General features: G+C 61.9%; 24 protein-coding genes and 1 riboswitch. Of the genes, 17 read left to right on the forward strand and 7 right to left on the reverse strand.

The window, feature by feature from the left end:
• Nucleotides 1–19 precede the first annotated feature (19 nt).
• The 10 genes from SRB521_RS03915 to SRB521_RS03955 all read left to right on the forward strand — a co-directional run bounded on the left by SRB521_RS03915 (nt 20) and on the right by SRB521_RS03955 (nt 12,539).
• Nucleotides 20–3,514: a S8 family serine peptidase gene (locus SRB521_RS03915; RefSeq protein WP_116722232.1), complete on the forward strand. Its 3,495-nt coding sequence runs from the start codon at nt 20–22 to the stop codon at nt 3,512–3,514.
• 279 nt (nt 3,515–3,793) lie between these two features.
• Nucleotides 3,794–4,015, forward strand: coding sequence for a CRISPR-associated endonuclease Cas3'' (locus SRB521_RS16430; RefSeq protein WP_242976570.1), 222 nt, complete (start codon nt 3,794–3,796; stop codon nt 4,013–4,015).
• A gap of 234 nt (nt 4,016–4,249) precedes the next feature.
• Nucleotides 4,250–5,914, forward strand: a complete 1,665-nt coding sequence (locus tag SRB521_RS03920) for a CRISPR-associated helicase/endonuclease Cas3 (RefSeq protein ID WP_242976571.1) — start codon at nt 4,250–4,252, stop codon at nt 5,912–5,914.
• A gap of 30 nt (nt 5,915–5,944) precedes the next feature.
• The gene (gene cas5c / locus SRB521_RS03925) at nt 5,945–6,598 is read left to right on the forward strand and encodes a type I-C CRISPR-associated protein Cas5c (RefSeq protein WP_075704388.1); all 654 of its coding nucleotides are present in this window, start codon (nt 5,945–5,947) and stop codon (nt 6,596–6,598) included.
• The gene (gene cas8c, locus SRB521_RS03930) at nt 6,595–8,127 is read left to right on the forward strand and encodes a type I-C CRISPR-associated protein Cas8c/Csd1 (RefSeq protein WP_075704387.1); all 1,533 of its coding nucleotides are present in this window, start codon (nt 6,595–6,597) and stop codon (nt 8,125–8,127) included. Before cas5c ends, cas8c begins: the two co-directional genes overlap by 4 nt.
• Nucleotides 8,120–9,010 carry a type I-C CRISPR-associated protein Cas7/Csd2 gene (gene cas7c, locus SRB521_RS03935; protein ID WP_075704386.1) on the forward strand — a complete coding sequence of 297 codons (891 nt, stop codon included), beginning with the start codon at nt 8,120–8,122 and terminating at the stop codon, nt 9,008–9,010. Before cas8c ends, cas7c begins: the two co-directional genes overlap by 8 nt.
• Complete coding sequence (gene cas4, locus SRB521_RS03940; RefSeq protein ID WP_075704385.1) at nt 9,007–9,672, forward strand: CRISPR-associated protein Cas4; 666 nt, start codon at nt 9,007–9,009, stop codon at nt 9,670–9,672. Before cas7c ends, cas4 begins: the two co-directional genes overlap by 4 nt.
• Nucleotides 9,669–10,700 carry a type I-C CRISPR-associated endonuclease Cas1c gene (gene cas1c / locus SRB521_RS03945; protein ID WP_116722233.1) on the forward strand — a complete coding sequence of 344 codons (1,032 nt, stop codon included), beginning with the start codon at nt 9,669–9,671 and terminating at the stop codon, nt 10,698–10,700. Before cas4 ends, cas1c begins: the two co-directional genes overlap by 4 nt.
• Before the next feature lie 7 nt (nt 10,701–10,707).
• A complete protein-coding gene (gene cas2 / locus SRB521_RS03950) occupies nt 10,708–10,998 on the forward strand; it encodes a CRISPR-associated endonuclease Cas2 (RefSeq protein WP_075704383.1) in 291 nt (96 codons plus the stop codon).
• Between the two features lie 449 nt (nt 10,999–11,447).
• On the forward strand, nt 11,448–12,539 hold the full coding sequence (locus tag SRB521_RS03955; protein WP_075704382.1) for a putative NPN-dependent ornithine cyclodeaminase: 1,092 nt from the start codon (nt 11,448–11,450) through the stop codon (nt 12,537–12,539).
• 192 nt (nt 12,540–12,731) lie between these two features.
• Here the strand turns inward: SRB521_RS03955 and SRB521_RS03960 are convergent, their stop codons facing one another.
• Complete coding sequence (locus SRB521_RS03960; protein WP_075704381.1) at nt 12,732–12,950, reverse strand: hypothetical protein; 219 nt, start codon at nt 12,948–12,950, stop codon at nt 12,732–12,734.
• Between the two features lie 366 nt (nt 12,951–13,316).
• Here SRB521_RS03960 and SRB521_RS03965 point away from each other — a divergent pair, with 366 nt between their 5' ends.
• Nucleotides 13,317–13,778 (forward strand): zinc ribbon domain-containing protein, encoded by a 462-nt coding sequence (locus SRB521_RS03965; RefSeq protein WP_116722234.1) that lies wholly within the window; start codon nt 13,317–13,319, stop codon nt 13,776–13,778.
• Here SRB521_RS03965 and SRB521_RS03970 read toward each other — a convergent pair.
• A complete protein-coding gene (locus SRB521_RS03970; protein ID WP_075704378.1) occupies nt 13,738–14,355 on the reverse strand; it encodes a GNAT family N-acetyltransferase in 618 nt (205 codons plus the stop codon). The genes SRB521_RS03965 and SRB521_RS03970 overlap by 41 nt on opposite strands.
• A 367-nt stretch (nt 14,356–14,722) precedes the next feature.
• On the opposite strand from SRB521_RS03970, the gene SRB521_RS03975 reads away from it, so the two are divergent.
• The gene (locus SRB521_RS03975) at nt 14,723–16,903 is read left to right on the forward strand and encodes a DNA topoisomerase III (RefSeq protein WP_116722236.1); all 2,181 of its coding nucleotides are present in this window, start codon (nt 14,723–14,725) and stop codon (nt 16,901–16,903) included.
• Between the two features lie 33 nt (nt 16,904–16,936).
• On the opposite strand, the gene SRB521_RS03980 is transcribed toward SRB521_RS03975, so the two are convergent.
• Complete coding sequence (locus tag SRB521_RS03980) at nt 16,937–17,176, reverse strand: hypothetical protein (protein WP_075704375.1); 240 nt, start codon at nt 17,174–17,176, stop codon at nt 16,937–16,939.
• Between the two features lie 162 nt (nt 17,177–17,338).
• Here SRB521_RS03980 and SRB521_RS03985 point away from each other — a divergent pair, with 162 nt between their 5' ends.
• On the forward strand, nt 17,339–17,662 hold the full coding sequence (locus tag SRB521_RS03985) for a helix-turn-helix domain-containing protein (RefSeq protein WP_033118355.1): 324 nt from the start codon (nt 17,339–17,341) through the stop codon (nt 17,660–17,662).
• Nucleotides 17,663–17,734: 72 nt separating this feature from the next.
• On the opposite strand, the gene SRB521_RS03990 is transcribed toward SRB521_RS03985, so the two are convergent.
• A complete protein-coding gene (locus SRB521_RS03990; RefSeq protein WP_116722237.1) occupies nt 17,735–19,177 on the reverse strand; it encodes a nicotinate phosphoribosyltransferase in 1,443 nt (480 codons plus the stop codon).
• A gap of 333 nt (nt 19,178–19,510) precedes the next feature.
• Between SRB521_RS03990 and SRB521_RS03995 the strand changes: the two genes are divergently transcribed.
• Together SRB521_RS03995 and SRB521_RS04000 are read left to right on the forward strand one after the other, a co-directional pair.
• On the forward strand, nt 19,511–19,738 hold the full coding sequence (locus SRB521_RS03995; protein WP_075704373.1) for a hypothetical protein: 228 nt from the start codon (nt 19,511–19,513) through the stop codon (nt 19,736–19,738).
• A gap of 97 nt (nt 19,739–19,835) precedes the next feature.
• On the forward strand, nt 19,836–20,600 hold the full coding sequence (locus SRB521_RS04000) for an IclR family transcriptional regulator (protein ID WP_033118343.1): 765 nt from the start codon (nt 19,836–19,838) through the stop codon (nt 20,598–20,600).
• Between the two features lie 222 nt (nt 20,601–20,822).
• On the opposite strand, the gene SRB521_RS04005 is transcribed toward SRB521_RS04000, so the two are convergent.
• The gene (locus tag SRB521_RS04005; RefSeq protein ID WP_058118175.1) at nt 20,823–21,617 is read right to left on the reverse strand and encodes a TIGR04255 family protein; all 795 of its coding nucleotides are present in this window, start codon (nt 21,615–21,617) and stop codon (nt 20,823–20,825) included.
• Nucleotides 21,618–21,743: 126 nt separating this feature from the next.
• Between SRB521_RS04005 and dpsA the strand changes: the two genes are divergently transcribed.
• Together dpsA and SRB521_RS04015 are read left to right on the forward strand one after the other, a co-directional pair.
• Entirely contained in the window at nt 21,744–22,610 is an 867-nt protein-coding gene (gene dpsA / locus SRB521_RS04010) for a dipicolinate synthase subunit DpsA (RefSeq protein ID WP_075704372.1), read from the forward strand.
• Between the two features lie 2 nt (nt 22,611–22,612).
• Nucleotides 22,613–23,212, forward strand: a complete 600-nt coding sequence (locus SRB521_RS04015; protein WP_075704371.1) for a dipicolinate synthase subunit B — start codon at nt 22,613–22,615, stop codon at nt 23,210–23,212.
• Nucleotides 23,213–23,314: 102 nt separating this feature from the next.
• Here SRB521_RS04015 and SRB521_RS04020 read toward each other — a convergent pair whose 3' ends face one another.
• Entirely contained in the window at nt 23,315–23,626 is a 312-nt protein-coding gene (locus tag SRB521_RS04020; protein WP_033118347.1) for a cysteine-rich small domain-containing protein, read from the reverse strand.
• Between the two features lie 115 nt (nt 23,627–23,741).
• Nucleotides 23,742–23,925, reverse strand: a riboswitch (cobalamin riboswitch).
• 100 nt (nt 23,926–24,025) lie between these two features.
• Nucleotides 24,026–24,406 (reverse strand): RidA family protein, encoded by a 381-nt coding sequence (locus tag SRB521_RS04025; protein ID WP_075704370.1) that lies wholly within the window; start codon nt 24,404–24,406, stop codon nt 24,026–24,028.
• Nucleotides 24,407–24,514 lie beyond the last annotated feature (108 nt).

Genomic DNA, 24,514 nt, shown 5'->3' on the forward strand with positions numbered 1-24,514 from the left:
TACCTCTCCACAGTCACGGATGGGGCTCCGGCCCCACCCGTGGCTGTTGGAGCTGATCCATCCCAGATTTGGAAAAGGGAGTGAGCCTATCAAACCTGTATCGCTTTTGCTCTGTGCCGCACTGCTGGCGGGCCTGCTGGCCCCGGTCGCCGCCGCTCAGGAGGCCGCTGTGGAGGAGGAGCCCGGCTCCTATGCGGGCTACATTGTCAAGCTCAGCGACGACATACCCCGAATGCGCACACTGAACGCCGACGCGTCCTACGACCGGGAGGGGAACTTCCTAGTGGTGGACACGCTGGAGCAGACCCAGGAGATCCCCGAAGAATACATCGACTACATTGAGCCCAACTACTATGTGGAGCTTTTCTCCACCCAGGACCCCAGCGACCCCTACTACGCGGACTACCAGTGGAGCCTGCAGGAGATCGGCGCCATGAGCGCCTACCGCCAGGGGCTGACCGGCGAGGGGGTGAAGGTAGGCTTCGTTGACTCGGGTATCAACACCGCCCACGTGGACCTGGACGATGCTCGCATCGACGGGGCCAACTTCCACGCGGACGGGCTTTCCTTCGACCAGGACATCTACGGCCACGGCACCTTTGCCGCCGGCATCGTGGCCGCCCAGACCGACAACGGCGTGGGTCTGGCCGGCGTCGCGCCCGGGGCCGATATCCGGGCCTACCGGGTATTCAATCAAAAGACCACCACCATGGACGCGGTGGTGTCGGCCATCTACGCCGCCATTGGCGACGGCTGCGACGTGATCAACCTGAGCCTAGGCACACAGTACCAGTCAAATACCCTTCGCACCGCCATTGAGGCGGCGGAGGCCGCCGGCATCGTACTGGTGGCCGCCGTGGGCAACGACGGGTCCTCCACCCTGCAGTACCCCGCCGCCTATTCCGCCGTCATCGGCGTGGGCTCGGTGGACAGCGGTCTGACCGTCTCCTCCTTCTCCCAGCGCAACCGCTCCGTCTACGTCACCGCCCCCGGCGGCGGCGTGGCTGGCCTGGACCATGAGAGCGCCGACGGCTACAGGCTGGACCTGACCAGCAAGGGCAACATGGGCACCTCCTATGCCGCGCCGGTGGTCGCCGGCATGGCCGCGCTGGCCCTGGGCTACGACCGCGACCTCACCGAGGACGGCTTTCGCTACCTGTTGGAGACCACCTCCACCGACAAGGGTTCCTCGGGCTACGACACCACCTACGGCTACGGCGTGGTGAACATCGACGCCTTTGTATCCGAGCTCCGGCGGGAGTTCACCATCACCTACGAGACCAACGGGGGCGTCCTGCCCGAGAACGCCGTTCAAGCCTATGCGGTCACCGACGACACGCTGACCCTGCCCACTCCCACCCGGCCGGGCTTCCAGTTTACAGGCTGGTACGCCGCCAGCGATCTGAGCGGCGGGCAGGTCTCCGCCATCCCGGCGGGTTCTCTGGGCGATCTGGAGTTCTTCGCCGCCTGGCAGAGCGACCAGACCACCGCGGTGCAGTCCGTGCTGGTAAACGGGCAGACTGCCGTCCCGCAGGCCGACGGCTCCTATCGGGCCTATCTGCCCTACGGTACAGTCCTGGCCGACCTGACCCCCAACAACATCGTGGTCACCCCCCTTGAGGCGGGCAGCGTGGCGGAGCCCGCCGTGACCGAGGATGGCGGCCGGACGTGGACCTTCCAGGTCCATACCTCCGGGGACGCCTCCCACGCCCAGACCTACACCCTGTATCTGGAGGTGGACTCCCTCCATGTGGCCGACGGAAGCGCAGCCCAAAGCGGCTCTGCCGTCCCCGCCTCTCACGACGGCCAGACCCCCGCCATCCCCTACTGTGCCGACGCCGCTGCCTGGTTCCTGGACGGCGAAAGCCAGACCCTGCCCGATGACTTCACCTGTCAGACGGCGGTGGAGGGCGGCTCCGGACTTTTCACACTGGACGGCTCCACCCTCACCTACATCCCCTCCGCCGAGGACGCCGGGCAGGCCGTCACCCTCCGGGTACAGGGCGTCCACGCCGGCCGCGCCACGCTGGACGCGGTCACCATCACCCTGACCGTGGGAGCCCTGCCGGTCAGCCAGTCCAAGGCGCTGACCCCGTCGCTGACCTATGACCGGAACACCGGCGGCGGGGCCGAGCTCTCGCTGGCTCTGTTCGGCAACCAGGTGACCGGCGTGTCGCTGGACGCCGCCGCCCTGACCGACGGACAATACGCCCTGGGTGAGGTCACCACCGACGGCGCCGCTCTGCTCACGCTGGAGGACGCGCCGCTGGCCGCCCTGGAGAACGGCGCCCACACCGTGACCGTCACCTTCGACGCCGGAGCGCCCGCCGCGGTGCCTCTGACCGTCTGCGACAGCACGCCCCTCTATACCGTCACCTTCCGGAGCCAGGGCGCCGTCTTTGACACGCGCAGCGGTGTCTACTCCGGAAGCACCGTCACCCTGCCCCACGCCCCCGTCCGGGAGGACTACGACTTCCAGGGCTGGTATACCCAAGAAAATGGAAAGGGCACCCGTTTTACTACACAAACGCCAGTAACCGACTCGCTGACCCTCTACGCCTACTGGACCGCCGCCGTCCCCAGCGGCGGCGGTGGAGGTGGAGGTGGCGGTGGCGGTGGAGGCGGCTCCGTGGCGGTCCCGGCGGAGACCGTCACCGCCGCCCAAACCAGCGCCAACACCATCACCGAAGCGGACGGTGTCACCACCCTGACCCTGCTGGAGGAGGCCGCCACTTCCGTGGAATCGGAAACCCTGGTCCGGGAAAACGCCGTCCACACCGTGGTCCTCACCGGCCGGGGCGTCACCGTCACGGTACCTGCCGGCACCCTGCCGGAGGGCTTTGACGTCAACCGCCTGCTGCCCGACCGGCGCGCCTTCACCGGCGCTCCCGGCGAGGTGCTGGCCTATGTGGACGAAAACGGCGGACTGCACCCCCTGCCCTGGGTGGTGGTGGGGGCGGACGAGCTCATCTTCACTACCGGAATCGCCGCCGATTACCGCATCGTGAATGCGAAGGGTATCTTTGACGACGTGATGGCGGACGACTGGTACGCCGACAGCGTGGCCTTTGTCACTGCCCGAGGCTTGTTCTCCGGCACCGACGAGGCCGTCTTCTCACCCGACGCCCCTATGACCCGCGGGATGCTGATGACCGTACTGGCCCGGCTGGACGGGGCGGACACGGCGGGCGGCTCCCCGTGGTACAAGCCGGGGATGGACTGGGCGGTGACGCGCGGCATCAGTGACGGCTCCGCCCCGGGAGCCCCCATTACCCGAGAGCAGTTGGCCGCCATGCTCTGGCGCTACGCCGGAAATCCCGTCTCTCAGGGCAGTCTGGACGGCTTTACTGACGCCGGGAAGGTGAGCGCCTATGCCGCAGAGGCCCTGCGCTGGGTCGTAGGTGCAGGCCTGATCACCGGCACGGATGCCGGGGCGCTGAATCCCCAGGGCGAGGCTAGCCGGGCTGAGGTCTCGGCTATGCTCACCCGGTTCATCATGGTTAAGGCAGAATAATTTGTTTGCTTTTATATTTTGCACTAAAAAGTAGGAATATGAAAAACGGTAAAAAATCTTGCAGGCTAGGTGCTTGAACAATTCTCGAACAAGCTCTAAATGTAATTAAAAAAGATAGGGTCCGTGGAAAACAGATGTTTTCCACGGACCCTATCTTTTTCGAGGGATGCATTGTTCATCAATGGGTAAGAGATGGGTCTTACATTTTAGTACAGGTTTGGTACAATGAAAAAGGATAATTTTTAACTAAAATAGGAAAAATGGACGGGAGATGTCAGAATGGAGTATCTGGCGCATACCGGCGGAGCGCGGGTCCAAACGCTGCTGGAGCATCTGGAGGGCACGGCGGAGCTGGCGGAGCAATTCGGCGCTGCCTTTGGTTCCGGCGACTTTGCCAGAATGACCGCTCTGGCCCACGACCTGGGCAAGTATTCCAGCGCCTTTCAGCGCAGGCTGCGGGGCGACCTTGGCCGTGTGGACCACTCCACCTTCGGCGCCTAGGCGGTCCGGACGGTAGGCGGACTGATTCCGGCCTACTGTGTGGCGGGGCACCACGGCGGCCTGCCGGACGGCGGGGGAACTGCCGATACCGGGGATGAGCCAACACTGTACGGGCGCCTGTGGCGCAAAGGACTCCCCGACTGCGGAGCCTATCAAAATGAAATAACACTGTCGACCGCGAAACCACCTGAGATCCGGCCTCAGGGTGGATTTTCTGCGGCCTTTTTCATTCGAATGCTGTTTTCATGTCTGGTGGACGCGGACTATTTAGACACCGAGGCATTTATGTCGGCGGGCGGGGTGCGGCGTGGCGGATATGAGCCCATAGCGGTACTGCGGGAGCGCCTCAAGGCGCATACCGCGGGCTTTTTTCCGCCGCGCAATCCCCTGAATGCCAAAAGGTGCGTGATCCTGCGCACCTGTGAAGCCGCAGGGGCATGGGGGCGGGGGCTCTATACCCTCACTGTGCCCACCGGCGGGGGAAAGACGCTGGCCTCTCTGGCCTTCGCTCTGGAGCATGCGGTACGGCACGGTATGGAACGGGTGACTTATGTCATCCCATACAGCAGCATCATCGAGCAGACCGCGGAGGTGTTTCGGGAGGTTTTGGGGGACGGGAATGTCCTGGAGCACCACAGCGGCTACGAGTATGACGACTCCGGGGAGGGGGGCGACCCCAGGCGGCTGGCTGCGGAGAACTGGGACGTCCCCGTGGTGGTCACCACCAACGTCCAGTTTTTCCAGTCCCTTTTTGCCAGCAAGCCCTCCCGCTGCCGGAAGATTCACAGCATTGCCAACAGTGTGATCATCTTCGACGAGGCGCAGATGCTGCCTCAGCCCTATTTGCGCCCCTGCGTGCGGGCAATCGCGGAGCTTGTCCGATCCTACCGGTCTACCTGCGTGCTGTGTACCGCGACCCAGCCCAATCTGGGACCGCTGCTGCCGGAGGGGATGGACGCGCAGGAATTGTGCCCGGATACGGAGGCGCTCTACGAATTTTTCCGCCGGGTCCGATATGAGCAGCTGGGACAGCTCTCCGACGAGGCGCTGGCCCGGCTGCTGCAAAGCCACAACCAGGTGCTGTGTGTGGTCTCCACCCGCAAGCAGGCCCAGACGGTGTTCCGCCTGTTGGAGGGGGAGGGCTGCTTCCACCTCTCCATCCTGCTGTATCCGGAACATCGGGGCCGGGTGCTGTCTCAAATCCAGGAGCGGCTCCGGCAGAGCCTCCCCTGCCGGGTGGTCTCTACCTCTCTGGTGGAGGCGGGAGTGGATCTGGACTTCCCGACGGTGTACCGGGCGGAGGCGGGGCTGGACAGCGTGATCCAGGCCGGCGGCCGCTGCAACCGAGAGGGGCGGCGTTCTCCGGAGGAGAGCGTGGTATATCTCTTTCGGCCGGATGGAGCGTATCGCCTGCCCGTCTCCCTGCGGCTTCCGGTGGAAGCGGCCACTATGGCGACCCAAACCGGAGAGGACCCATCTGCGCCGGCGACCATTGCCGCCTATTTCACCACCCTGCACAGCCTCAGGGGCGACGCGTTGGACAGCAAGCGGGTGGTGGAACGCTTTGAGGCGGGACTGCCCAGCATGAGTTTCCCCTTTGCCTCCGTGGCGGAGGACTTCCGGCTCATCGAGGAGGATACCCGCAGCGTGCTGATCCCCAACGGCCGGGGCAGAGAACTGGCGGAGCGGCTGCGGCAGGGAGAGCGGTCCCGCGCCCTCCTCCGGGCGGCCGGGCGATTTTGTGTGAGCCTTTACCCGCAGCACTTTGAAGAGCTGGACCGGGCGGGCGCGCTGGAGGCGCTGGACGGGGGAGTGTACCTCCTGACGGACCCGAACTTGTATGCGGGGGATACCGGTCTGGCGCCGGAGGCGGAGGAGGGAAGGGGATTTTTTGCATGAGACGATCAGAAAACAGAAAGGAGTGATCCCATGGGCTATGGCGTCAAGGTGGAGGTGTGGGGGGACTACGCCCTCTTTACCCGACCGGAGATGAAAGTGGAACGGGTCAGCTATGATGTAATGACGCCGTCGGCGGCCCGAGGCCTCATTGAGGCGGTGTTCTGGCATCCTGGGCTGAAGCGGTGGATCGACAAAATCCATGTGCTCGCGCCCATTCGATTCACCAATGTCCGCCGCAACGAGGTGAAGGCGAAGGTCCTCGGCAGCAACGTTAAGGCGGCCATCGGCGGCGGGGATGCGCCGCTGTACATCAGCACGGTCCAGAACATCCAGCAGAGGGCCTCCCTGGTGCTGCGGGATGTGCGCTATGTGATCGAGGCACATTTCAAGATGACGGATCGGGCGGCGCCCGGAGACAACGAGGGCAAATTTAAGGACACCATCCGCCGGAGACTGGAGCACGGACAGTGCTATCACCAGCCCTATTTCGGTACCCGGGAGTTTCCGGCCCGCTTCCGCCCCTGGGAAGGGGAGGCGATCCCCGCCATTGACGAGACCCGGGACCTGGGCTATATGCTCTATGATATGGACTACTCAGTCCCCGGCGAGATCGTCCCCCTGTTTTTCCGGGCCTCCCTCGAACGGGGCGTGCTGGACCTGACGGACTGTGAGGTGCGCCGATGATCCTGCAGGCGCTGGTGAACTATTACGAACAGCTGGCCCTGCGGGGCGAGATCTCCAAGCCCGGGTGGCAGGAGGCAAAGGTGTCCTTCGCGTTGAATCTCTCCGGAGACGGAGGCCTCCTGAATGTGCTGCCGCTGAAAACAGAGGACCGGCAGGGAAAGAGGACCGTGGAGCGCCTGCCGAAGATACAGGTGCCGGTACAGGAGAAAAAGGCCTCGGGTATTGCGTCCAATTTCCTCTGTGAGAATGCCGCCTATCTGCTGGGTCTGGACGCCAAGGGGAAGCCGGAGCGGACGAAAAAGTGCTTTGCGGCCTGCCGGGAGCGCCATCTTGCGCTGCTGGATGGGGTGGACGGACCGGTGATGCAGTGCTTGGTGACGGGGGAGCGCGCCCCTGTGGCCCGGCTCCACGCCGCCGTCAAGGGGGTGCCGGGAGCGCAGCCCACAGGGGCCTCCATTGTGTCCTTTAACGCTCCGGCCTATGAGTCTTACGGCCACGATGATGAACAGGGGCTCAACGCCCCGGTGAGTGAGTACGCCGCCTTTGCCTACACCACGGCGCTCAACCGCCTGCTGGGGGACCGGGACCACCGGCTGCTGCTGGGGGACGCCGTGGTGGTGTTCTGGGCCGAGGACGCCGATCCGGTCTACACGGATATCTTTGCCCTGTCCATGGACCCCCAGGAGGAGGGGCAGAAGACACTGCGGGATATCCTTACCAAGCTGTCGGACAGGCGGCCGGTGGCGGAGGGTGTGGATGTAAAAGTCCCTTTCTATGTGCTGGGGCTCTCCCACAACGCCGCGCGGCTGTCCATTCGTTTTTTCCTCCGGGACAGCTTCGGGGGATTTCTGGAAAATATCCGTCGGCACTATGAACGGCTGGAGATCGTGAAGGCCGGTTTCGAGCCGGAGTACCTCTCGCCCTACTGGATGCTGCGCGAGACGGTGCATTCCGCTTCCAGCGACAAGGTGCCCTCCCCCGTCATGGCCGGAGCGGTGCTCCGCGCCGTTCTCACCGGAGCGCCTTACCCCGCGGCCCTCTATGTCAACACCATGCTCCGGGTCCGGGCCGAGCGCAGTGTGATCCGGGGAAAGGCGGCGATCCTGAAGGCATGTCTTCTGACCAGGCCCCACAACGACAGCTACAAGGAGGTTTTGACCGTGGCATTGAACGAGCAATCGGACTATACGCCCTATGTGTTGGGGCGCGTATTCTCCCTTCTGGAGAACATTCAGGAGAGCACCGGCGGCGCCACTACCGTGAAGGACCGCTATTTCAACTCCGCCTGTGCCACACCGGGCACGGTGTTTCCCCTTCTGCTGCGGCTGAAGAACAGCCATATGCGGGTACTCAAACGGGAAAAAGCGGGGCTGGCCGTCACCCTGGAGAGGGAACTGGGCGGGCTCCTGAATCAAATAGACGAATTTCCCAAGCGCCTCTCCCTGGAGGAGCAGGGGACATTTCTCCTCGGCTACTATCACCAGACCCAGAAACGCTATGAGAAAAAGGAGGACAAATCTCATGTCTGAGCCCATTCGAAACCGCTATGAATTCGTATTCCTCTTCGATGTGGAGAACGGAAATCCCAACGGCGACCCCGACGCCGGAAACATGCCCCGGATGGACCCGGAGACAGGCTATGGCATCGTCACCGACGTGTGTCTCAAGAGGAAGATCCGCAACTATGTGGAGATGGTCCGGGAGGACGACCTGCATTACGGCATCTATATCCGGGAGAACGTACCCCTGAACCGCAGCGACAGAGCGGCGCTGGAGGCGTTGGGCGTGGAGGAGAAGGCCATCAATGAGGCGAAAAAGGCGGACCCGGAGTTGGACGGAAAGATCCGGGATTTCATGTGCAAACACTTTTTTGACATACGTACCTTCGGCGCCGTGATGACCACCTTTGTGAAGGCGGCGCTCAACTGCGGCCAGATCCGGGGGCCGGTGCAGCTCGGCTTTGCCCGCAGCATCGACCCCGTCGTTCCCCAAGAGCTGACCATCACCCGGGTAGCCATTGCCACCGAGGCCGATGCGGAGAAAAAGAGCACGGAGATGGGGCGCAAATATGTGATCCCTTATGGGCTCTATCGCTGTGAGGGCTATGTCTCCGCCAATCTGGCCCGGAAGACCACCGGCTTTTCTGAGGCGGACCTGGAGCTGCTGTGGCAGGCTATTGCCAATATGTGCGAGTCGGATCACTCCGCCGCCCGCGGAAAGATGGCGGTCCGGGAGCTCATCGTGTTCAAGCACGACAGCGAATTCGGCAATGCCCCCGCATACAGGCTCTTTGAGGCGGTGAAGGTCGAGCGGAAAGACCCGGACACGCCGGCCCGATGCTATGGAGACTACACGGCCTGCCTGGATGAGGCGGCCCTTCCCGCTGGCGTTACCGCCACGCGCATGATATGAGCTCCTATGCCGAGGAGGAGTACCTCCCTATCTCCGGCATCCAGCATTTTGCGTTTTGCCGCCGGCAATGGGCCCTGATCTATCTGGAACAGCAGTGGACGGAAAACCTGCGGACCGTGGAAGGGGAGCTCCTGCACCAGCGGCCCCACGATGAGAGCAGAGCGGAAAAGCGGGGCGGTCTGCTGACGCTGCGGGGGATGCGCGTGTCCTCCGCCGCCTTGGGGGTCGCCGGAACATGCGACGTGGTGGAATTTCTGGCCGACAAGGACGGCGCGGCGCTGTTTGGCCGGGAGGGAAAGTGGCGGCCTTACCTCGTAGAGTATAAACGGGGCAGGTCCAAGGAGAGCGATGCGGACCGGCTCCAGCTCTGCTGTCAGGCCATGTGCCTGGAAGAAATGCTGGCTGCAGCGATTCCGGAGGGGAGCCTGTTTTATGGCGAGCCCAGGCGGCGGGAACGGGTGGCGCTGACAGCGGAGCTACGCGGACAGGTCCGCGAGATGGCCCGTGAGATGCACGAGTACGCCCGCCGGGGGCACACGCCGCGGGTCAAGACAGGCCCCTCCTGCCGGGCGTGTTCTCTGCAAGAGCTGTGCCTGCCCAGGCTGTACAGAGGGAGCTCGGCGGTGGAATATCTCCGGCGCGGACTGGAGGAGACGGCATGAGGCATTTGCTCAACACGCTGTTCGTCCTGACGGAGGAGAGCTACTTGTCTCTGGACGGAGAAAATGTGGTGGTACTGGACGGCGAGCAGACGCTGGGACGGTTTCTCCTCCATACGCTGGAGGGCATCCTGTATTTTGGCTACAAAGGGGCCAGCCACGCGCTGATGGGAGCCTGTGCCAGGGGCGGGATCGGGTTGTGCTTTATGACGTCCAGGGGACGTTTTCTGGCGCGGACCTGTGGGGAGAGCAGAGGCAACGTGCTGTTGCGAAAGACACAGTGCCGCCTCTCGGACAACGAGGCGGAGAGCTGTCTCATTGCGCGGGATTTCATCGCGGGCAAGCTGCACAATGCCCGATGGGTCCTGGAACGGGCCACCCGGGACCACGCCCTGCGTGTGGATACGGACAGGCTGAAGGGGGTCAGCACGGAGCTGGCCTCCGCAGCCAGGCGGGCGGCCGGGATTACATGCCTGGAGGAGCTTCGGGGCGTGGAGGGAGAAGGGGCCGCGCGCTATTTCAGCGTCTTTGACGAGTTGATCCTGCAAAATAAGGAGGCGTTCTTTTTTCAGGCCCGTTCCCGGCGGCCTCCCCTGGACAACGTGAACGCACTGCTCTCATTTGTCTATACCATCCTGACAAACGACTGCGCCTCGGCGCTGGAAGCCGTCGGGCTAGATCCCTACATGGGCTTTCTGCACCGCGACCGACCGGGGCGGAAGTCCTTGGCGCTGGATCTGATGGAGGAGTTGCGGCCTGCCTTTGCAGACCGTTTTGTCCTCTCCTGTATCAACAACCGAATCGTCCAGCCCGAGCACTTTGCACGTCAGGAAACAGGGGCGGTCTTCCTGACAGACGTGGGACGCCGGGCCTTCTTGGCGGCCTATCAGACGCGGAAGAAGGAGCAGATCACCCGTCCCTTTTTGGGGGAAAAGCTGCCTTGGGGGTTGGTCCCCTATGTGCAGGCCCTGCTGCTGGCCCGTTGTCTGCGCGGGGATCTGGATGGGTATCCGCCGTTCCTGTGGAAGTGAGGATACTATGCTGGTGCTGATCACATATGACGTGAATACGGAGGATGCCGCCGGAAGAAGGCGGTTGCGGTGGGTAGCGAGACAATGTGTGAATTATGGGCAGCGGGTACAGAACTCCGTGTTTGAGTGCGTCCTGGACGCGGCCCAATACCGCCAGGTACAGGCAAAGCTGATACAGATTGCCGATCTGGAGCGGGACAGCCTGCGGTTTTATATGCTGGGCAACAACTACAAAAGCAAGGTGGAGCACTTTGAAATAAAACCGTCCTATGAGGCGGAGGGGGTACTTATGGTGTAGTGCGAGGACGGAGCGTGCAGCCAATTGCAGAGACGTTCGCACCTGCAAAAGTGCAGTGGAGAAAAGAAATTGCAAATGTATGGGCCGCACGAGGGAGAGAAAGTTGAAATTTGTGTGCAAGATCGCCAAAATAGATAGGGGAAGTTTGTGCGATTTTACTGTCGCCCCCCACGCGGGGGCGTGGGTTGAAATTGGTTCTGACCTTCTGATTTCCGCAGTAACTCAAAGTCGCCCCCCACGCGGGGGCGTGGGTTGAAATGTGGAGATCCTGGAGCTATGCCTGGAGGCTGCTGGTCGCCCCCCACGCGGGGGCGTGGGTTGAAATCGTCTGGAGGGAGACCGGGCCCTCTACGAGGCGGCGTCGCCCCCCCACGCGGGGGTTGTGTTGCACACCAAAATGTGGTACGCTGGACAAGAAAAAATACCAGCAGTGAGGAGGAGCCCCAACGATGAGTTTTACCCTTCCTGTCTATCAGCCCCCTGATTTTGCCGCACTTGGTCTGGGGGACGCCCCCGATGTAAAGCTGGTCCCTGCGGAGCGGGACGGCGTGGTACCGGAGCAGTATCACGCCACCACCATGTTCCCCGAGTATTTCCGCCTGAACGGGCGGTGGGTGTTGGCCGAGGAGAGCCGCATGGACTGCGTGGCGGTATGCAGGGATGGGGCCGTCTCCATTGTGGAGTTCCGCAATGTGAAGAAGGGAGATCCGGTTGCCGTGGGCCGCACGGAGGATGGCGGTGAGGGAATTTATGTCCACACCGGCGGCTTTGGAGAGGAGGGCGGCGGTGGGGAGACCTTCTCCTTCCGGCAGGGACGCTCCAGGGAGACCGCTTACTCCATGGACTATGACTCCATTTACGAGCTTTTAAAGTATGAGCGCGACCATGGGAACATCATCTGGGTCATGGGCCCGGCCTGCGCTTTTGATGCGGATGCCCGTTCGGCGTTCGCCGCTCTGGTGCGGGAGGGCTTTGTGGATGGCATCCTAGCGGGTAACGCCCTGGCCACCCACGACCTGGAGGCGGGCTACCGGGGTACCGCCCTGGGGCAGGACGTATATACCCAGAGGTCCGTCCCCAATGGGCATTATAATCATATCGACACCATCAACGAGGTCCGCAGGCTGGGGTCCGTTCAGGCTTTTGTGGATTCGGGCGAGGTAAGGGACGGCATCCTCTACGAGTGTGTAAAAAAGTCCGTTCCTTTTGTTTTGGTGGGGTCCGTCCGGGATGACGGCCCGCTGCCCGAAGTATATGGAAATGTGTACGAGGGGCAGAACGCCATGCGGGACCTGGTGCGGAAAGCCACCACGATCATCTGTATGGCGTCGACTCTGCATACGGTGGCCACGGGAAATATGACCCCTTGTTATCGGGTGGTGAACGGTTCGGTGCGGCCCCTCTATTTTTACTCAGTGGATATCTCGGAGTTCGCCGTCAATAAGCTGCGGGACCGGGGCAGCCTGTCGGTCAAGACCATTGTCACAAACGTCCAGGATTTTATCGTCAACGTGCGGAAAGGCGTCTGCGGAGACGCATAAAAAATAGGTGGAAAGGGCGTTTCGAATGAATTATTCGCCCGGTAAAACGAGCGGGAGCCGCCCGACCGTTACGGTCGGGCGGCTCCCGCCTCTCTTGCCTTTTCATTTGCCCCAGCGCCCTTTTTCAGGTTCGCGGCAGGCCCGCTCGGATCAGCATTGCCAAAAGCCCCGAACGCACGTGGCGTCCGGGGCTCAGCTTTTGTCCCGCATGGCCTCGCCGGCGGTCCCGGAAGCGGCCTGATCCCGTTCCATGGTCTCGTCTATCGCCCGGTTGATAAAGCCGTTCACAGACTCCCTGCGGGACTCTGCATGGGCCTTGATAATTTCTTCCTTTCCCTTTTGCGTTGTGAGGTTTATGCGATCAACGTTCTCTTTCTGTCGATGGTTTTTATATTCGGTCTTTCCTGCCATGCTTTCCTCCTTCCTGAGGCGATATTGAAATATGGATACTTTCTCCCTTATGTCCCTAGTATAACGCAAAATGCAATCGTGCGCACGATAATGTATTATAATATCAGAAAAAGGGAGCGCGTCAAGGCGCAGCGCAGGCAAAAAGGCGGGAACCCCCTAGCCGTTGCGGCCGGACGGCTCCCGCCCGTTCTTTTCCGTATGGGTTCCCCGGAGGCGCTTTGCCTGGCTTGCCTGCATTGCCGGTTTCACTTGAGAGGGGGGAAGATCTGATGGAATTTAACGCGATATTCGGCCTCACGGCAACCAGGAGTTGCTTGCATCGCCTGCGTTCCGGTGGTAAGCTCTCTATAAAAGGAGGGAAAACCTATGGAGACGAAGAACGCGATATTGGAGCTGCGCAGACATGCGGGGCTGTCCCAAGATGCATTTGCCGAAAGGTTGCTGGTCACAAGACAGGCCGTGTCCAAGTGGGAAAGTGGAGACACCGTCCCCAGTACGGACACGTTACGGCGGATCGCGGAGCTCTTTCATGTGTCTGTAGACTACCTTCTGGGGCGTCCGGCAGCACTTTGCCAGAGCTGCGGCATGTCCTTGGTGATGGACAGCGATAAAGGGACCCGGAAGGATGGGAGCAGATCGGAAGAGTACTGCGCCTTCTGCTTCCAGCACGGGGCGTTCACCCAGGACCTCACCATGGAAGAACTGATCGAACACAATCTGCAGGATCTGAGCGAGTGGAACCAGGTGGTTGGACTACAGCTCACGGAACAGGAGGCAAGGGCGCAGCTTATGGAGTTTCTGCCGACGCTGAAGCGGTGGAAGGCGTAGCCGGCGCAGCCGTGCCCGGCCGGCGGGAAACCGCCGGCCGGGCCGCGCCGCCACGGAGCTCCTTTTCAAAACAGATCAGGTTCTCCCGGGCAAAGCCTTCGAAAAAGAATTCCGCCGATCCGGCCAGCCGGTAGCCCAATTTGGGATAAAAGGCAGCGGCAGGGGCATTGCCCTCATAGGTGTCAAGGCGGATGACCCGACAGCCCTGACCGGTGGCCAGGCCCTCAGCAAAGGCCACGAATCGGCGGCCCCGGCCGCCGCCCGCGCACTCGGGACGGATGCAAAGGGTGTGGATGACCAGGACCTGTTTGGGCTTTGCCTGGGTTGTCCAGGAAATGGAGCCGTACTCGGGCGGCTGGACATGGTTGAGGTTGGCGCAGCCCAGAATGTGGCCGTTGACCTCGTCCACATAGAGGGTGCCGTCCGCCAGAGCTCTCTCGGCGGTGGCACGGCAGGGGTAGACGCCGCGCTGCCAGTTGGTCCAATGGCAGCCGGTCTGCTCTTCCCGGTCCAGTACGGCTTCATAGACGGCGGCGACCCCGTCCAGGTCGGCGGCGGTGGCTTTGCGAATCATCATCGGTTTCCTCATTTCTTCCTGTGTGACGAAAAAGACGCCGATCCCCGCTGGAACTTCCGCCTCAACCGGCGCCAGAAAGTATCGGGCTCGTAGCCCTTGGCGGTCCGGAAGGCGCGCTCAGCCTCCTTCGCCCGCTTGAGGGCCTTTTTCTCATCCCGGCCTGTCCCTACATAGAGGGGAAGATTTGTGTTCATCCTGGCCTGCTGCATTGCGGAGGGGTCCAGCATACGAACTCCTTTCTCCATAAAAGCCAATACTCTCATAAAAGGAATCGATTCGGGAAAGGCGTTTGTGACAGGGAGGCGATTGTTTTTTCCCTGTTCTTCCAGTATAATGGAGCCAAACTGGAAAAGCAAGGAGTTTTGGCATGGCAAAGACGCTGGTGCTGGCGGAAAAGCCGTCGGTAGGAAAGGAGCTCGCCCGCGTACTGGGATGCAGGCGTGGGGGAGAGGGCTGTCTGGAGGGGGAACGGTATATCGTGACCTGGGCCCTGGGCCACTTGGTGGAGCTGGCCCCTCCGGAGGCCTACGACAAGGCCTGGGAGAAATGGGACCTGCTGACCCTGCCCATGTTGCCGGAGCACATGAAGACCGCGGTTATCAAGGAGACCGGGCGGCAGTTCCGCGCGGTCCAAGCCCTGATGCGCCGGGGGGACGTGCAGGAACTGGTCATCGCCACCGATGCCGGCCGGGAGGGGGAACTGGTGGCCCGGTGGATCATGGAGAAAGCGGGATGGAACAAGCCCGCCAAGCGGCTGTGGATATCCTCCCAGACCGACAAGGCCATCCGGGACGGCTTTTCCCATCTGCGCCCTGCGGGAGAATATGACGATCTTTTCCACTCGGCCCGCGCCCGCAGCGAGGCCGACTGGCTGGTGGGGCTCAACGTCACTCGGGCGCTCACCTGTAAGCACGGGGCCCAGCTCTCCGCCGGGCGCGTCCAGACCCCTACCCTGGCCCTGATTGTGGACCGGGAGGAGGAGATCAGGCGCTTTGTCCCGCAGGAGTATTTCACCGTGCAGGCGAAGTGCCGGGGGTTCACGGCCACCTGGCGGGACCGGAACGGACAGACCAGGACCTTCGACCGGGAACGGGCGGAGCACCTCTGCGCCGCCCTCCAGGGAAAGCATGGCGTGCTCAGCGAGGTGAAGCGGACCCTCCGGCAGGCGCCGCCCCCGGCGGCCTATGACCTTACGGAGCTGCAGCGGGACGCCAACCGGAAATACGCCTACTCCGCCAAGGAGACCCTCTCGCTGATGCAGTCCCTGTATGAGCGGCACAAGCTGCTCACCTATCCCCGCACCGACTCCCGGTATATCTCCGACGATGTGGTGAGCACACTTCCCGAGCGGCTCAAGAGCGTCATGGTGGACGAATATCGGGACCTGGCCCGGGCCATCCTCATGAAGCGGCCGCTTCAGACCAGGTTCCTGGTCGACAACGCCAGGGTCACTGATCACCACGCCATCCTCCCCACCGAGGAGCAGCCGGAGCTCTTCCGTCTGTCCGGTCCGGAGCGGAACATCTATGATCTGGTGGTCCGGCGATTTTTGGCGGTGCTCCTGCCTCCCTGCGAATATGAGGAGACCAGGCTCACCCTCACGGTGGGCGGCGAGACCTTTACGGCCAGAGGAAAAATTATGAAGGAGCCGGGGTGGCGCGCGGCCTACGTCCTCTTCCTCCTGGAAGAGGACGAGGAGGAAGAGGGGGAGGAGCGGGAGCAATCCCTGCCTCCCCTGCGGCAGGGAGACTCTGTGGAGGTGCTCTCCGCAAGGGTGAGCACGGGCAAGACCGCACCTCCCAAGCGCTACACGGAGGCCACGCTGCTCACGGCCATGGAGCACCCGCCCACCCAGGGTATGGATCGGGCCCAGGGAAAGATCCTGGAAGAGACCGGCGGCCTGGGGACGCCCGCCACCCGGGCGGACATCATCGAGAAGCTTTTTTCTGCGTTCTATATCGAGCGCCGGGGCAGGGAGCTGGTCCCCACCTCCAAGGGGCGTCAGGTGGTGGAGCTGGCGCCGGCGGACCTCCGCTCCGCCCAGCTCACCGCCCGGTGGGAGAAGCGGCTGGGGGACATCGCGCGGGGCCTGGAGCGGGAGAGCGCCTTTGTAAGCGAAATGCGCGGGTATGCATCCCGGCTGGTGGGAGAGGTGAAGACAAGCGACGCCGTCTACCGCCACGACAACGTAACCCGGGAGAAGTGCCCGGACTGCGGCAAGTTCCTTCTGGCCGTCCAGGGCAAGCGGGGAAAGATGCTGGTGTGTCCGGACCGGGAGTGCGGCTACCGGCGGAGTGTCACCCGGACCACCAATGCCCGCTGCCCCAACTGCCACAAAAAGATGGAGCTTCGGGGCGAAGGGGAAAAGCAGCTCTTCGCCTGTGTGTGCGGTTATCGGGAACGGCTCTCCGACTTTAAGAAGCGGCATGCGCACAGCGCCGCGGGAAAGCGGGACGTACAGCGATTCCTACAGAATCAGCGGGAGGAGAAGGGGACCTCCGCCATGGCGGAGCAGCTCAAAAAGTGGCTGGAGCAGCAGGAAAAATGAAAAAATGGGAGACCGGCGCGCCGGTCTCCCATTTTATCTTTGGCCGTGGCGGAGGAATGCCTGCACCAGCACACGGCGGGCTTCGTCCTTCGTTGAAAACACCGGACATCTGCCGGTCAGATAGTCGATCGCCATCCGGTAGTCCTCCAGGCCGAAGGGCTCGTTGGGCAGCGCCAGAATGGTCTCGACCTGTTCCGGTGTTATGGAGATGTAGTGCAGGTCGGACAGATAGGCACAGCCCAACTGTTCCGTCAAGTAGTCCAGAAAATCCATTCCGCGCTCAGGCCTCCCCAGAGAGATATCTCACCACCAGCGGGCAGATAGGCTTAGTATAGCATGGGAGGAAAAGAAAAACAACACTGATCGCTCTACTTTTATGACAAGCTGTCTGTATCTTGAGCCGGGTCATCGATAGAATAAAAATGGGTGATGAACATGTCGGTAGACTACGCTGCGATTGGACAGCGGATCAAAGGGCGGCGGCGGGAACAGAAGCGGACCCAGGAGTGGCTGGCCGAACAGCTCCAGGTTTCCGTGGGCTACATCAGCCAGATCGAGCGCGGGGTCACAAAGGTGAATCTGGACACCCTGTCGGAGATCGGCGCCAGTCTGGGTTGTGATCTGGGAGAGCTGGTCACCGGCGTTGCCGCCAGCTCGCCGCTTTACCTGGACCGGGAGGTGGCCCAGACGCTGCAAAAAATGAATGCCCGCCAAAAAAGCATGCTCATGGAGATGGCGGACCTGATTTTGAACTATTGAAGAGGGCCATGGCACATGAGAAAACGCCCCCGCGCGCCTGCATCGGTGCGCGGGGGCGTTTTTATCGCGGCCTCAGCCGCGCTTTGCCAGCAGCTTGTGCTTGATGTCCCACAGCTTTTGGGAGAGGTCCACATAGTAATTGTGTGGGTTTTCAAACCGCTTGACCTCGTCCCAGAGGGTGTCGATCTGTCCGGTGCACCAGGTGCGCATTTCCTCGATGCTGGGCTGACGATAGACCAGCTCGCCGCTCTGGAAGATGGGCACCAGTAGCTCTCGTACGGTGAAATCCGTAATGGTCTTGCGCTTCCAGGTGGCTTCCGGATCAAAGAGCTCCAGCGGCTGCGCGGGGTCCACCACCTCGTCGTGGACACAGATGAGGTCGGCGATGGCTTTGCCAGTATCGTTTTCAAAGAGACGGTAGACCTTTTTAAAGTGGGGATTTGTGATCTTGGCCGGGTTTTCGCTGATCTTGATCCGGGGGAGGATGGTACCGTCCTTCGACTCGATGGCGGAGAGCTTATAGACCCCGCCGAAGACCGGCTCGGACTTGGAGGTAATGAGCCGCTCGCCCACACCGAAGGAATCGATTTGGGCGCCCTGGAGCAGAAGGTCCCGAATGATATACTCGTCCAGGGAATTGGAAGCCACGATCTTGCAGCTTTTAAGTCCGGCGGCGTCCAGCATCCGGCGGGCCTTCTTGGACAAGTAGGTGAGATCGCCGGAGTCCAGACGGATGGCGAAATCGTGGATGCCCTGGGGCAGCAGCACCTCCTGAAAGGCGCGGATGGCGTTGGGAACGCCGGACTTGAGGACGTTATAGGTGTCCACCAGCAGAGTGGCGGAGTGGGGGTAGAGCTCACAGTAGGTCTTGAAGGCGGTGTACTCGTCGGGGAACATCTGGACCCAGGAGTGAGCCATCGTGCCGCCGGCAGGGGTGCCGTATACCCGGTCAGCCAGCGTGCAGGCGGTGCCGGCACACCCGGCGATATAGGAGGCGCGGGCCCCCAGCACCGCGGCGTCGGCCCCCTGGGCCCGGCGGGAGCCAAACTCGGAGACGGGGCGGCCCTGGGCCGCCCGCACGATGCGGTTGGACTTGGTGGCGATGAGAGACTGATGGTTGAGGATCAGCAGTACATAGGTCTCGATAAACTGGGCTTGAATGGCCGGGGCCCGGACGGTGAGGATGGGCTCCCCGGGGAAGATGGGCGTGCCCTCGGGGACCGCCCAGATGTCACCGGTGAACTGAAAATGCAGCAGATACTGCAAAAACGCTTCGGAAAAGACGCCCTTTCCGCGCAGAAAATCCACATCATCGGGAGAAAAGCGCAGATCCTGAATGTAGTCGATGATCTGCTCCAGGCCTGCGGCGATGGCAAAGCCGCCGCCGTCCGGTACGTCCCGGAAGAAGACGTCGAAGTAGCAGATCTGCTGGTCCATTCCGGTTTGGAAGTAGCCGTTGCCCATGGTGAGCTCGTAAAAGTCGCAGAGAAGGGTATAGTTGTCGGTGTGTCCCATGATAGATGATTCACCTTTCCTGGCCCGTGGCGGCAGTTCCGGCATGTCCAGGGCCTTTTCGTAAGCGCGGAGACGGCGGAACGCCCGGCGGGAAGCGCCGGACGCCCTGGGTCCCGTGCATGTGGCTTGTCCACCCAACTATTATATGCGCTACCTGTAAAAAATGCAAGAAGGAGCTGTCAAGACAGGGCACCCGCGCGCCGGGTGGCTGAGAAAAGGGACAGAGCCGGTCACAAATCCTGCCTGCTCTGCGTTATAAAGAGTGAAGACCGGTTTTCACAACAGAGCACGGAGCAATTGATCCGGAGAACAGGGGAGAAGGGGGGCGGGCCCATGGAGAAGGCAAATCTGGAGCAGCGATTTCCCTGCGGGGGAGAGGAGGGCCTCAAGAAAGGACGGGAACGAAGTGGACACGCTGTTCAGCGGCCTCAGCGACAGGGGGAGGGCGTATTTACGATTTCCTTTGTGGCCCGAAACGCAGATGGCGGGAGAGTCTTCTTCGATACGGATCAGATCACCTCCGTCACCGTTGGAGACCTCACCATCCCGTTTGCTCCGTAAAAAGGGTGTTTCAGCCTGCGGAACATCTTGACACTCCGCCTGAAGTGTAGTTAAATGGAAAACGAAGGGATATCCATGCGGAAAGGCGGCGCGCGGGATGGCGGAAACGATTCAATCGGTGGACCGGGCCCTGGAGGTCCTGATCTATCTGGAAGCGGCGGACCAGGAGACCAGCATCACCAAGATGGCCTCGGATATGGGCGTGTACAAGAGCACGATCTATCGGACGCTGGCCACGCTGGAGGCGAGAGGCTTCGTGCGGAAAAATCCGGATACCGACAGGTATTGGCTGGGGAACCGGCTGTTCAGCCTGGGCAAAAGCGTGGAGAACCACCTGGGCATCCAGGAGGTGGTCCGTCCCTCTGCCCGAAAGCTGTATGAGGCCTACCACGAGACGGTGAATGTGGCCATCCTGGAGCGGGACCACGACGAGGTGTACCGCAGTGTGATCGTACTCAAAGAGGAGGGGGGGCACCAGATGCTGACGGTGAACCTGCCGGTGGGCGCCAGCGTGGAGTGCCATTCCACATCGGGAGGCAAGTGTCTGCTGGCCTTTGGACGGAACATTGATCTGTCCGTCTATGAAAAGCGTCCGCTGCACGCCTACACGGACCGGACCATCACCTCCGCAACAGAACTACGTGCGGAGCTGGAACAGGTGCGCCGGCAGGGCTATGCCATGGACCGGGATGAGATGGAGCACGGCCTTACCTGTATCGGCGTCCCCATTCTGCGGGAGGACGGCACGGCGCTGGCGGCCATCAGTCTATCCGGACCTACCAGCCGGATGCTCTCCGGAGACCTGGATGAGCGGGTGGAGGCGGTCAAGCGCATCGCCCGGGAGATCGCCGCCCGCTTTTAGGGTGCGCCGGGCGGCATCCCCGGGAGAAAATGCATGCGGCGCTTCAGGCTGTCGAAACAGTCCATTTGGACTGTTTCGACAGCCTTTCCAATGCTGTTGCTTTCCCGGGACTCTACCCTGGGAAAGCCCTCGCTCGGCTCGCCAAACGCCTGCCGGCGCAGGTTTTTCGACAGACAGAGCGCCGCCCACTCCCATCGGGGAGCGGGCGGCGCTTTTTTGCGGCTATTCCAGAACGGGGAGAGGCCCCATGGCCTCATGGAGCTCCGGGGTGATGGCGCCGTGGAAAAAGCGTACGGCGTACTGGTGCAGGTCACCCAGAAGCTGGGGCACCTTGTCGGCGGCGGTGCTGCCTGGAAGGGAGAAATCCCCGTCCAGGATAAACTTGGGCTCTGGGTCCTTCTTGCCGCCGCCCAGCAGGCCGGGCCCGGCGTGGATCTTCATGCGGACGCCCCCCTCCAGGGTCAGCTCTGTGTCCATGGCGGACTTGCCGACCTTGCTCTCATCCACATCCGGCTCCCCTAGGATGCCCAGGTAAGGGGAACGGATCAGATCGTCCCACAGCAGGTCGGTGAGCCCCAGGGCCTTCCGGGAGACCGCGTTTACATACCGCAGCCCCACGCGCTCGAAGAAGGCGGGCTCGTACACCTGAATGAACTGCGCCAGAGGCTTGTCCAGCCGGAGGGCAAAGTCCTCCCACTGGGTGTACCGGAGGGTGGACAGCGCGATGAAGTCCTTGGTGAGATTGATTTTCCACAGGCCGTCGGCAGAGACAAAGCTGTGGTTGACGACAGCGGGCTGCTGCTCCAGCTTGGGATTGGGGGTGCCCAGCCCCGTCACCTTGGGGGGGAGCTGCTCCTTCCGGGCCGCATAGCGGGGAAAGTCGTGGCGGACGGCCTCCTGGAACTCGGCGGGCTCCTTGGTGTTGATGGTGAGGATGGCGGGAAACCGAAGCTGGCAGATGACCTCCACCAGGGGACTGCGGACATATTGGTAGCGGGCGTATTCCGAAAACAGCATGACACACTGCTCCTTTCATTCCGATTTCTCTCTATTTTACCCGTCCCGGCTTCGCATGTCAACGGACCGTCACCCTTTGAGGCGGAGAGAATAGGATGGTGCAGACGAAAAACGGAGGAGAGTGCCATGAGACATGAACGAAACGTCTGGGTGGTAGGCGGCGATATGCGCCAGGCAAAACTGGCGGAGCTGCTCTTCGACGACGGACATACGGTACATACCTGGGCGCTGGAGGGGACGGAGAAAGGGCCGGTGCGGGCGCCCGACCTAGGGGAGGCGGCCCTCGCAGACTGCGTGATCCTCCCCCTCCCGGCTGCGGGGGAGGGCGGACGCCTCAACGCTCCGCTCTCTCAGGAGCGGCCGCCCCTGACCCAGGTGCTGGACGCGCTGCGCCCAAGTCAGGTGGTCTGTGCCGGCAAGGTGGGCCGGGAACTTCTGGACCAGGCGAAAGAGCGGGGGTTGCGCCTGGTGGACTACTTTACCAGAGAAGAGCTGGCGGTCGCCAACGCGGTGCCTACTGCGGAGGGAGCGATTCAAATCGCCATGGAAGAGCTGCCCGTCACCATCCACGGCGCCCGGGTCCTGGTCCTGGGTTTCGGCCGGCTGGGCAAGCTGTTGGCGCACCGGCTGAACGCCCTGGGCGCCCGGGTCAGCGTGGCGGCCCGGAAGTGGGCCGACCTCGCCTGGGCCGAGGCATACGGGTATGGGGCCGAGCAGATCGAACGCCTGGACGGCTATCTGTGCGGCTATGATCTGGTGGTGAACACCGTCCCGGTACGGGTCCTGGACGCGGAGCGCCTGGCCGATCTGCGCCCCGGCTGCCTGGTCATCGATCTTGCATCCAAGCCGGGGGGAGTGGATTTTGAGGCGGCGGTGCGGCAGGGGGTTAGGGCGATTTGGGCCCTTTCCCTGCCGGGCAAGGTGGCCCCAGTGACCTCTGGAAAGATTATCCGTGACACGATCTATAATATATGGAATGAGTTAGGAGTCTGAGCATGGAACAGGTACGTGTGGGGTTCGCTTTCTGCGGCTCATTTTGTACATATGATCAGGTGATGCCGGCGCTGGAACGGGCAAAGGCCAGATATGGAGCGGTCACGCCTATCATCTCGGAGAAAAGCGCCGATACGGACACACGCTTCGGCGCGGCCCACGAGTTCATGCGGGAGATGGAGCGCATTTGCGACAGGCGGGTCATCGACTCCATCCAGAAGGCAGAGCCCATCGGCCCCCAAAAGCTGCTGGATGTGCTGGTCATCGCCCCCTGTACGGGGAGCACGCTGGCGCGGTTGGCAAACGGCTTCAGCGATACGTCGGTGACGATGGCGGCCAAAGCCATGTGGCGGAACGGGCGTCCCGTGGTCCTCGCCGTGTCCACCAACGACGGCCTGAGCGGCTCGGCCAAAAACATTGCGGCGCTTCTGGACAAGAAGAACGTCTACTTTGTCCCCTACCGGCAGGATGACCCAGTAAAAAAACCCACCTCTCTGGTGGCGGATTTTACCCAGATCAATGCCGCTGTGGACGCCGCCCTGGAGGGCCGGCAGCTCCAGCCCCTGCTGTTGGGACCCGCCGAAGAACCGGCGCATGGATGAAGCATGAGAATACCCCCGGCGGCTGTTGCCGCCGGGGGTATTCTTTCGTCAAAGGGAATGGAAAAGATAGGATGGATTCCCCTTCCCGTAAAAGGGGCAGGATCAGACGCCGCGTCTGCGCGACTCCGCCATGCGGCGGGCAATTTCCTGAAACTTGGAGGTGATGTACCCGTAATTGTCCCGCCGGTGGGGAAGAGTACAGCGGGTACAGTCTTTCACACCGCTCTCGGTATAGGAGAAATTTCCCCCGCAGTCGGGTCCCAGGGCGTAGAGAGGGCAGTAGCAGAACAGACAGTTGAAATTCTCCGGGTCGTCGGTGGGGTGGCAGGGGAAATATTCGCACGCCCGGTTACAGAAGAAAGAATACCCCTTGCCCTTCCAGTAAGGCTCCTGGGTCTTGGTTTCATCGGACATAGCTAAAGCTCCTTTCCCGGTCTTCACCAAAAATAAAAAGCTGCGTCCCGGAGGGCGCAGCGATACGCGCTGAAAGGCAGGCGTAGTAGCACCCTCTCAGGCTCGGAGAGGTTTGGATGTGCGTCATACGCAGGCAGGTATTCTGACTTCGGCGTCCAGCGCGGTCCCCGCCTTCCCGGAGTTGCCTCCAGTGGCGCTGTGGGGGTCCGCTCCGCCTATACAGCAACGGCTTTGTGCGGGATTCTCACCCGGCTTCCCTTTGTCTGCCCGAAATGGGCGCCTGCGTACCAGTCGGATTTAATTGTCCCTAACAGCATACCCTGAATCCCGCCCTATGTCAAGGGGAGAAAAGAGTCTGAGCATGGAAACTATGCTCAGACTCTTGAGAATCAGGGGGTGTCAGCAGGCTGCGACCAGCTCGATCTCCACCAGCACGTCCTTGGGAAGGCGGCTCACCTCCACGCAGGCGCGGGCGGGGCAGGGGCCCTCGAAAAAGGCGGCATAGGCCTCGTTGACCTCGGGGAAATGGGCCATATCGGTAAGGAAGATGGTGGTCTTTACCACGTCGGCAAAGGTGAGGTCCGCCTCCTTGAGGATGGCGGCGAGATTGGCCATGGACTGCTTGGTCTGGACGGAGTAGCTGGCCTCCACCACCGAGCCGGTGGCCGGGTCGACAGGGATCTGACCGGAAATATAGAGGAAGCCGTTGGCCTTCACGGCCTGAGAATAGGGCCCGATGGCCTGGGGGGCATTGTCGGTGTGGATGTACTGAACACTCATGAGTACGACCTCTTTTCAAAAAAATTTTCTGAACGCATGATTTACTTTCAGTATAACAGCGCAGGAAGAAATGAGCAAGTATTTTTCCGGCTTCAGCGCGGCCGGAAA

This window comes from Intestinimonas butyriciproducens (genome assembly GCF_004154955.1).
Lineage (GTDB): Bacteria > Bacillota > Clostridia > Oscillospirales > Oscillospiraceae > Intestinimonas > Intestinimonas butyriciproducens.

Bases quoted from the DNA above. Each gene is read 5' to 3' on its own strand.
- SRB521_RS04000 (WP_033118343.1), top strand. From the start codon at position 19,836: ATGGCGGAAACGATTCAATCGGTGGACCGGGCCCTGGAGGTCCTGATC.
- cas2 (WP_075704383.1), top strand. From the start codon at position 10,708: ATGCTGGTGCTGATCACATATGACGTGAATACGGAGGATGCCGCCGGA.
- cas1c (WP_116722233.1), top strand. From the start codon at position 9,669: ATGAGGCATTTGCTCAACACGCTGTTCGTCCTGACGGAGGAGAGCTAC.
- SRB521_RS04020 (WP_033118347.1), bottom strand. From the start codon at position 23,626: ATGTCCGATGAAACCAAGACCCAGGAGCCTTACTGGAAGGGCAAGGGG.
- SRB521_RS04025 (WP_075704370.1), bottom strand. From the start codon at position 24,406: ATGAGTGTTCAGTACATCCACACCGACAATGCCCCCCAGGCCATCGGG.
- SRB521_RS16430 (WP_242976570.1), top strand. From the start codon at position 3,794: ATGGAGTATCTGGCGCATACCGGCGGAGCGCGGGTCCAAACGCTGCTG.
- SRB521_RS03985 (WP_033118355.1), top strand. From the start codon at position 17,339: ATGTCGGTAGACTACGCTGCGATTGGACAGCGGATCAAAGGGCGGCGG.
- SRB521_RS03920 (WP_242976571.1), top strand. From the start codon at position 4,250: ATGCTGTTTTCATGTCTGGTGGACGCGGACTATTTAGACACCGAGGCA.
- SRB521_RS03970 (WP_075704378.1), bottom strand. From the start codon at position 14,355: ATGATGATTCGCAAAGCCACCGCCGCCGACCTGGACGGGGTCGCCGCC.
- SRB521_RS03995 (WP_075704373.1), top strand. From the start codon at position 19,511: ATGGAGAAGGCAAATCTGGAGCAGCGATTTCCCTGCGGGGGAGAGGAG.
- SRB521_RS03980 (WP_075704375.1), bottom strand. From the start codon at position 17,176: ATGGATTTTCTGGACTACTTGACGGAACAGTTGGGCTGTGCCTATCTG.
- SRB521_RS04005 (WP_058118175.1), bottom strand. From the start codon at position 21,617: ATGCTGTTTTCGGAATACGCCCGCTACCAATATGTCCGCAGTCCCCTG.
- SRB521_RS03960 (WP_075704381.1), bottom strand. From the start codon at position 12,950: ATGGCAGGAAAGACCGAATATAAAAACCATCGACAGAAAGAGAACGTT.
- SRB521_RS03990 (WP_116722237.1), bottom strand. From the start codon at position 19,177: ATGGGACACACCGACAACTATACCCTTCTCTGCGACTTTTACGAGCTC.
- SRB521_RS03975 (WP_116722236.1), top strand. From the start codon at position 14,723: ATGGCAAAGACGCTGGTGCTGGCGGAAAAGCCGTCGGTAGGAAAGGAG.
- cas8c (WP_075704387.1), top strand. From the start codon at position 6,595: ATGATCCTGCAGGCGCTGGTGAACTATTACGAACAGCTGGCCCTGCGG.
- SRB521_RS04015 (WP_075704371.1), top strand. From the start codon at position 22,613: ATGGAACAGGTACGTGTGGGGTTCGCTTTCTGCGGCTCATTTTGTACA.
- dpsA (WP_075704372.1), top strand. From the start codon at position 21,744: ATGAGACATGAACGAAACGTCTGGGTGGTAGGCGGCGATATGCGCCAG.
- SRB521_RS03955 (WP_075704382.1), top strand. From the start codon at position 11,448: ATGAGTTTTACCCTTCCTGTCTATCAGCCCCCTGATTTTGCCGCACTT.
- SRB521_RS03915 (WP_116722232.1), top strand. From the start codon at position 20: ATGGGGCTCCGGCCCCACCCGTGGCTGTTGGAGCTGATCCATCCCAGA.
- cas5c (WP_075704388.1), top strand. From the start codon at position 5,945: ATGGGCTATGGCGTCAAGGTGGAGGTGTGGGGGGACTACGCCCTCTTT.
- cas4 (WP_075704385.1), top strand. From the start codon at position 9,007: ATGAGCTCCTATGCCGAGGAGGAGTACCTCCCTATCTCCGGCATCCAG.
- cas7c (WP_075704386.1), top strand. From the start codon at position 8,120: ATGTCTGAGCCCATTCGAAACCGCTATGAATTCGTATTCCTCTTCGAT.
- SRB521_RS03965 (WP_116722234.1), top strand. From the start codon at position 13,317: ATGGAGACGAAGAACGCGATATTGGAGCTGCGCAGACATGCGGGGCTG.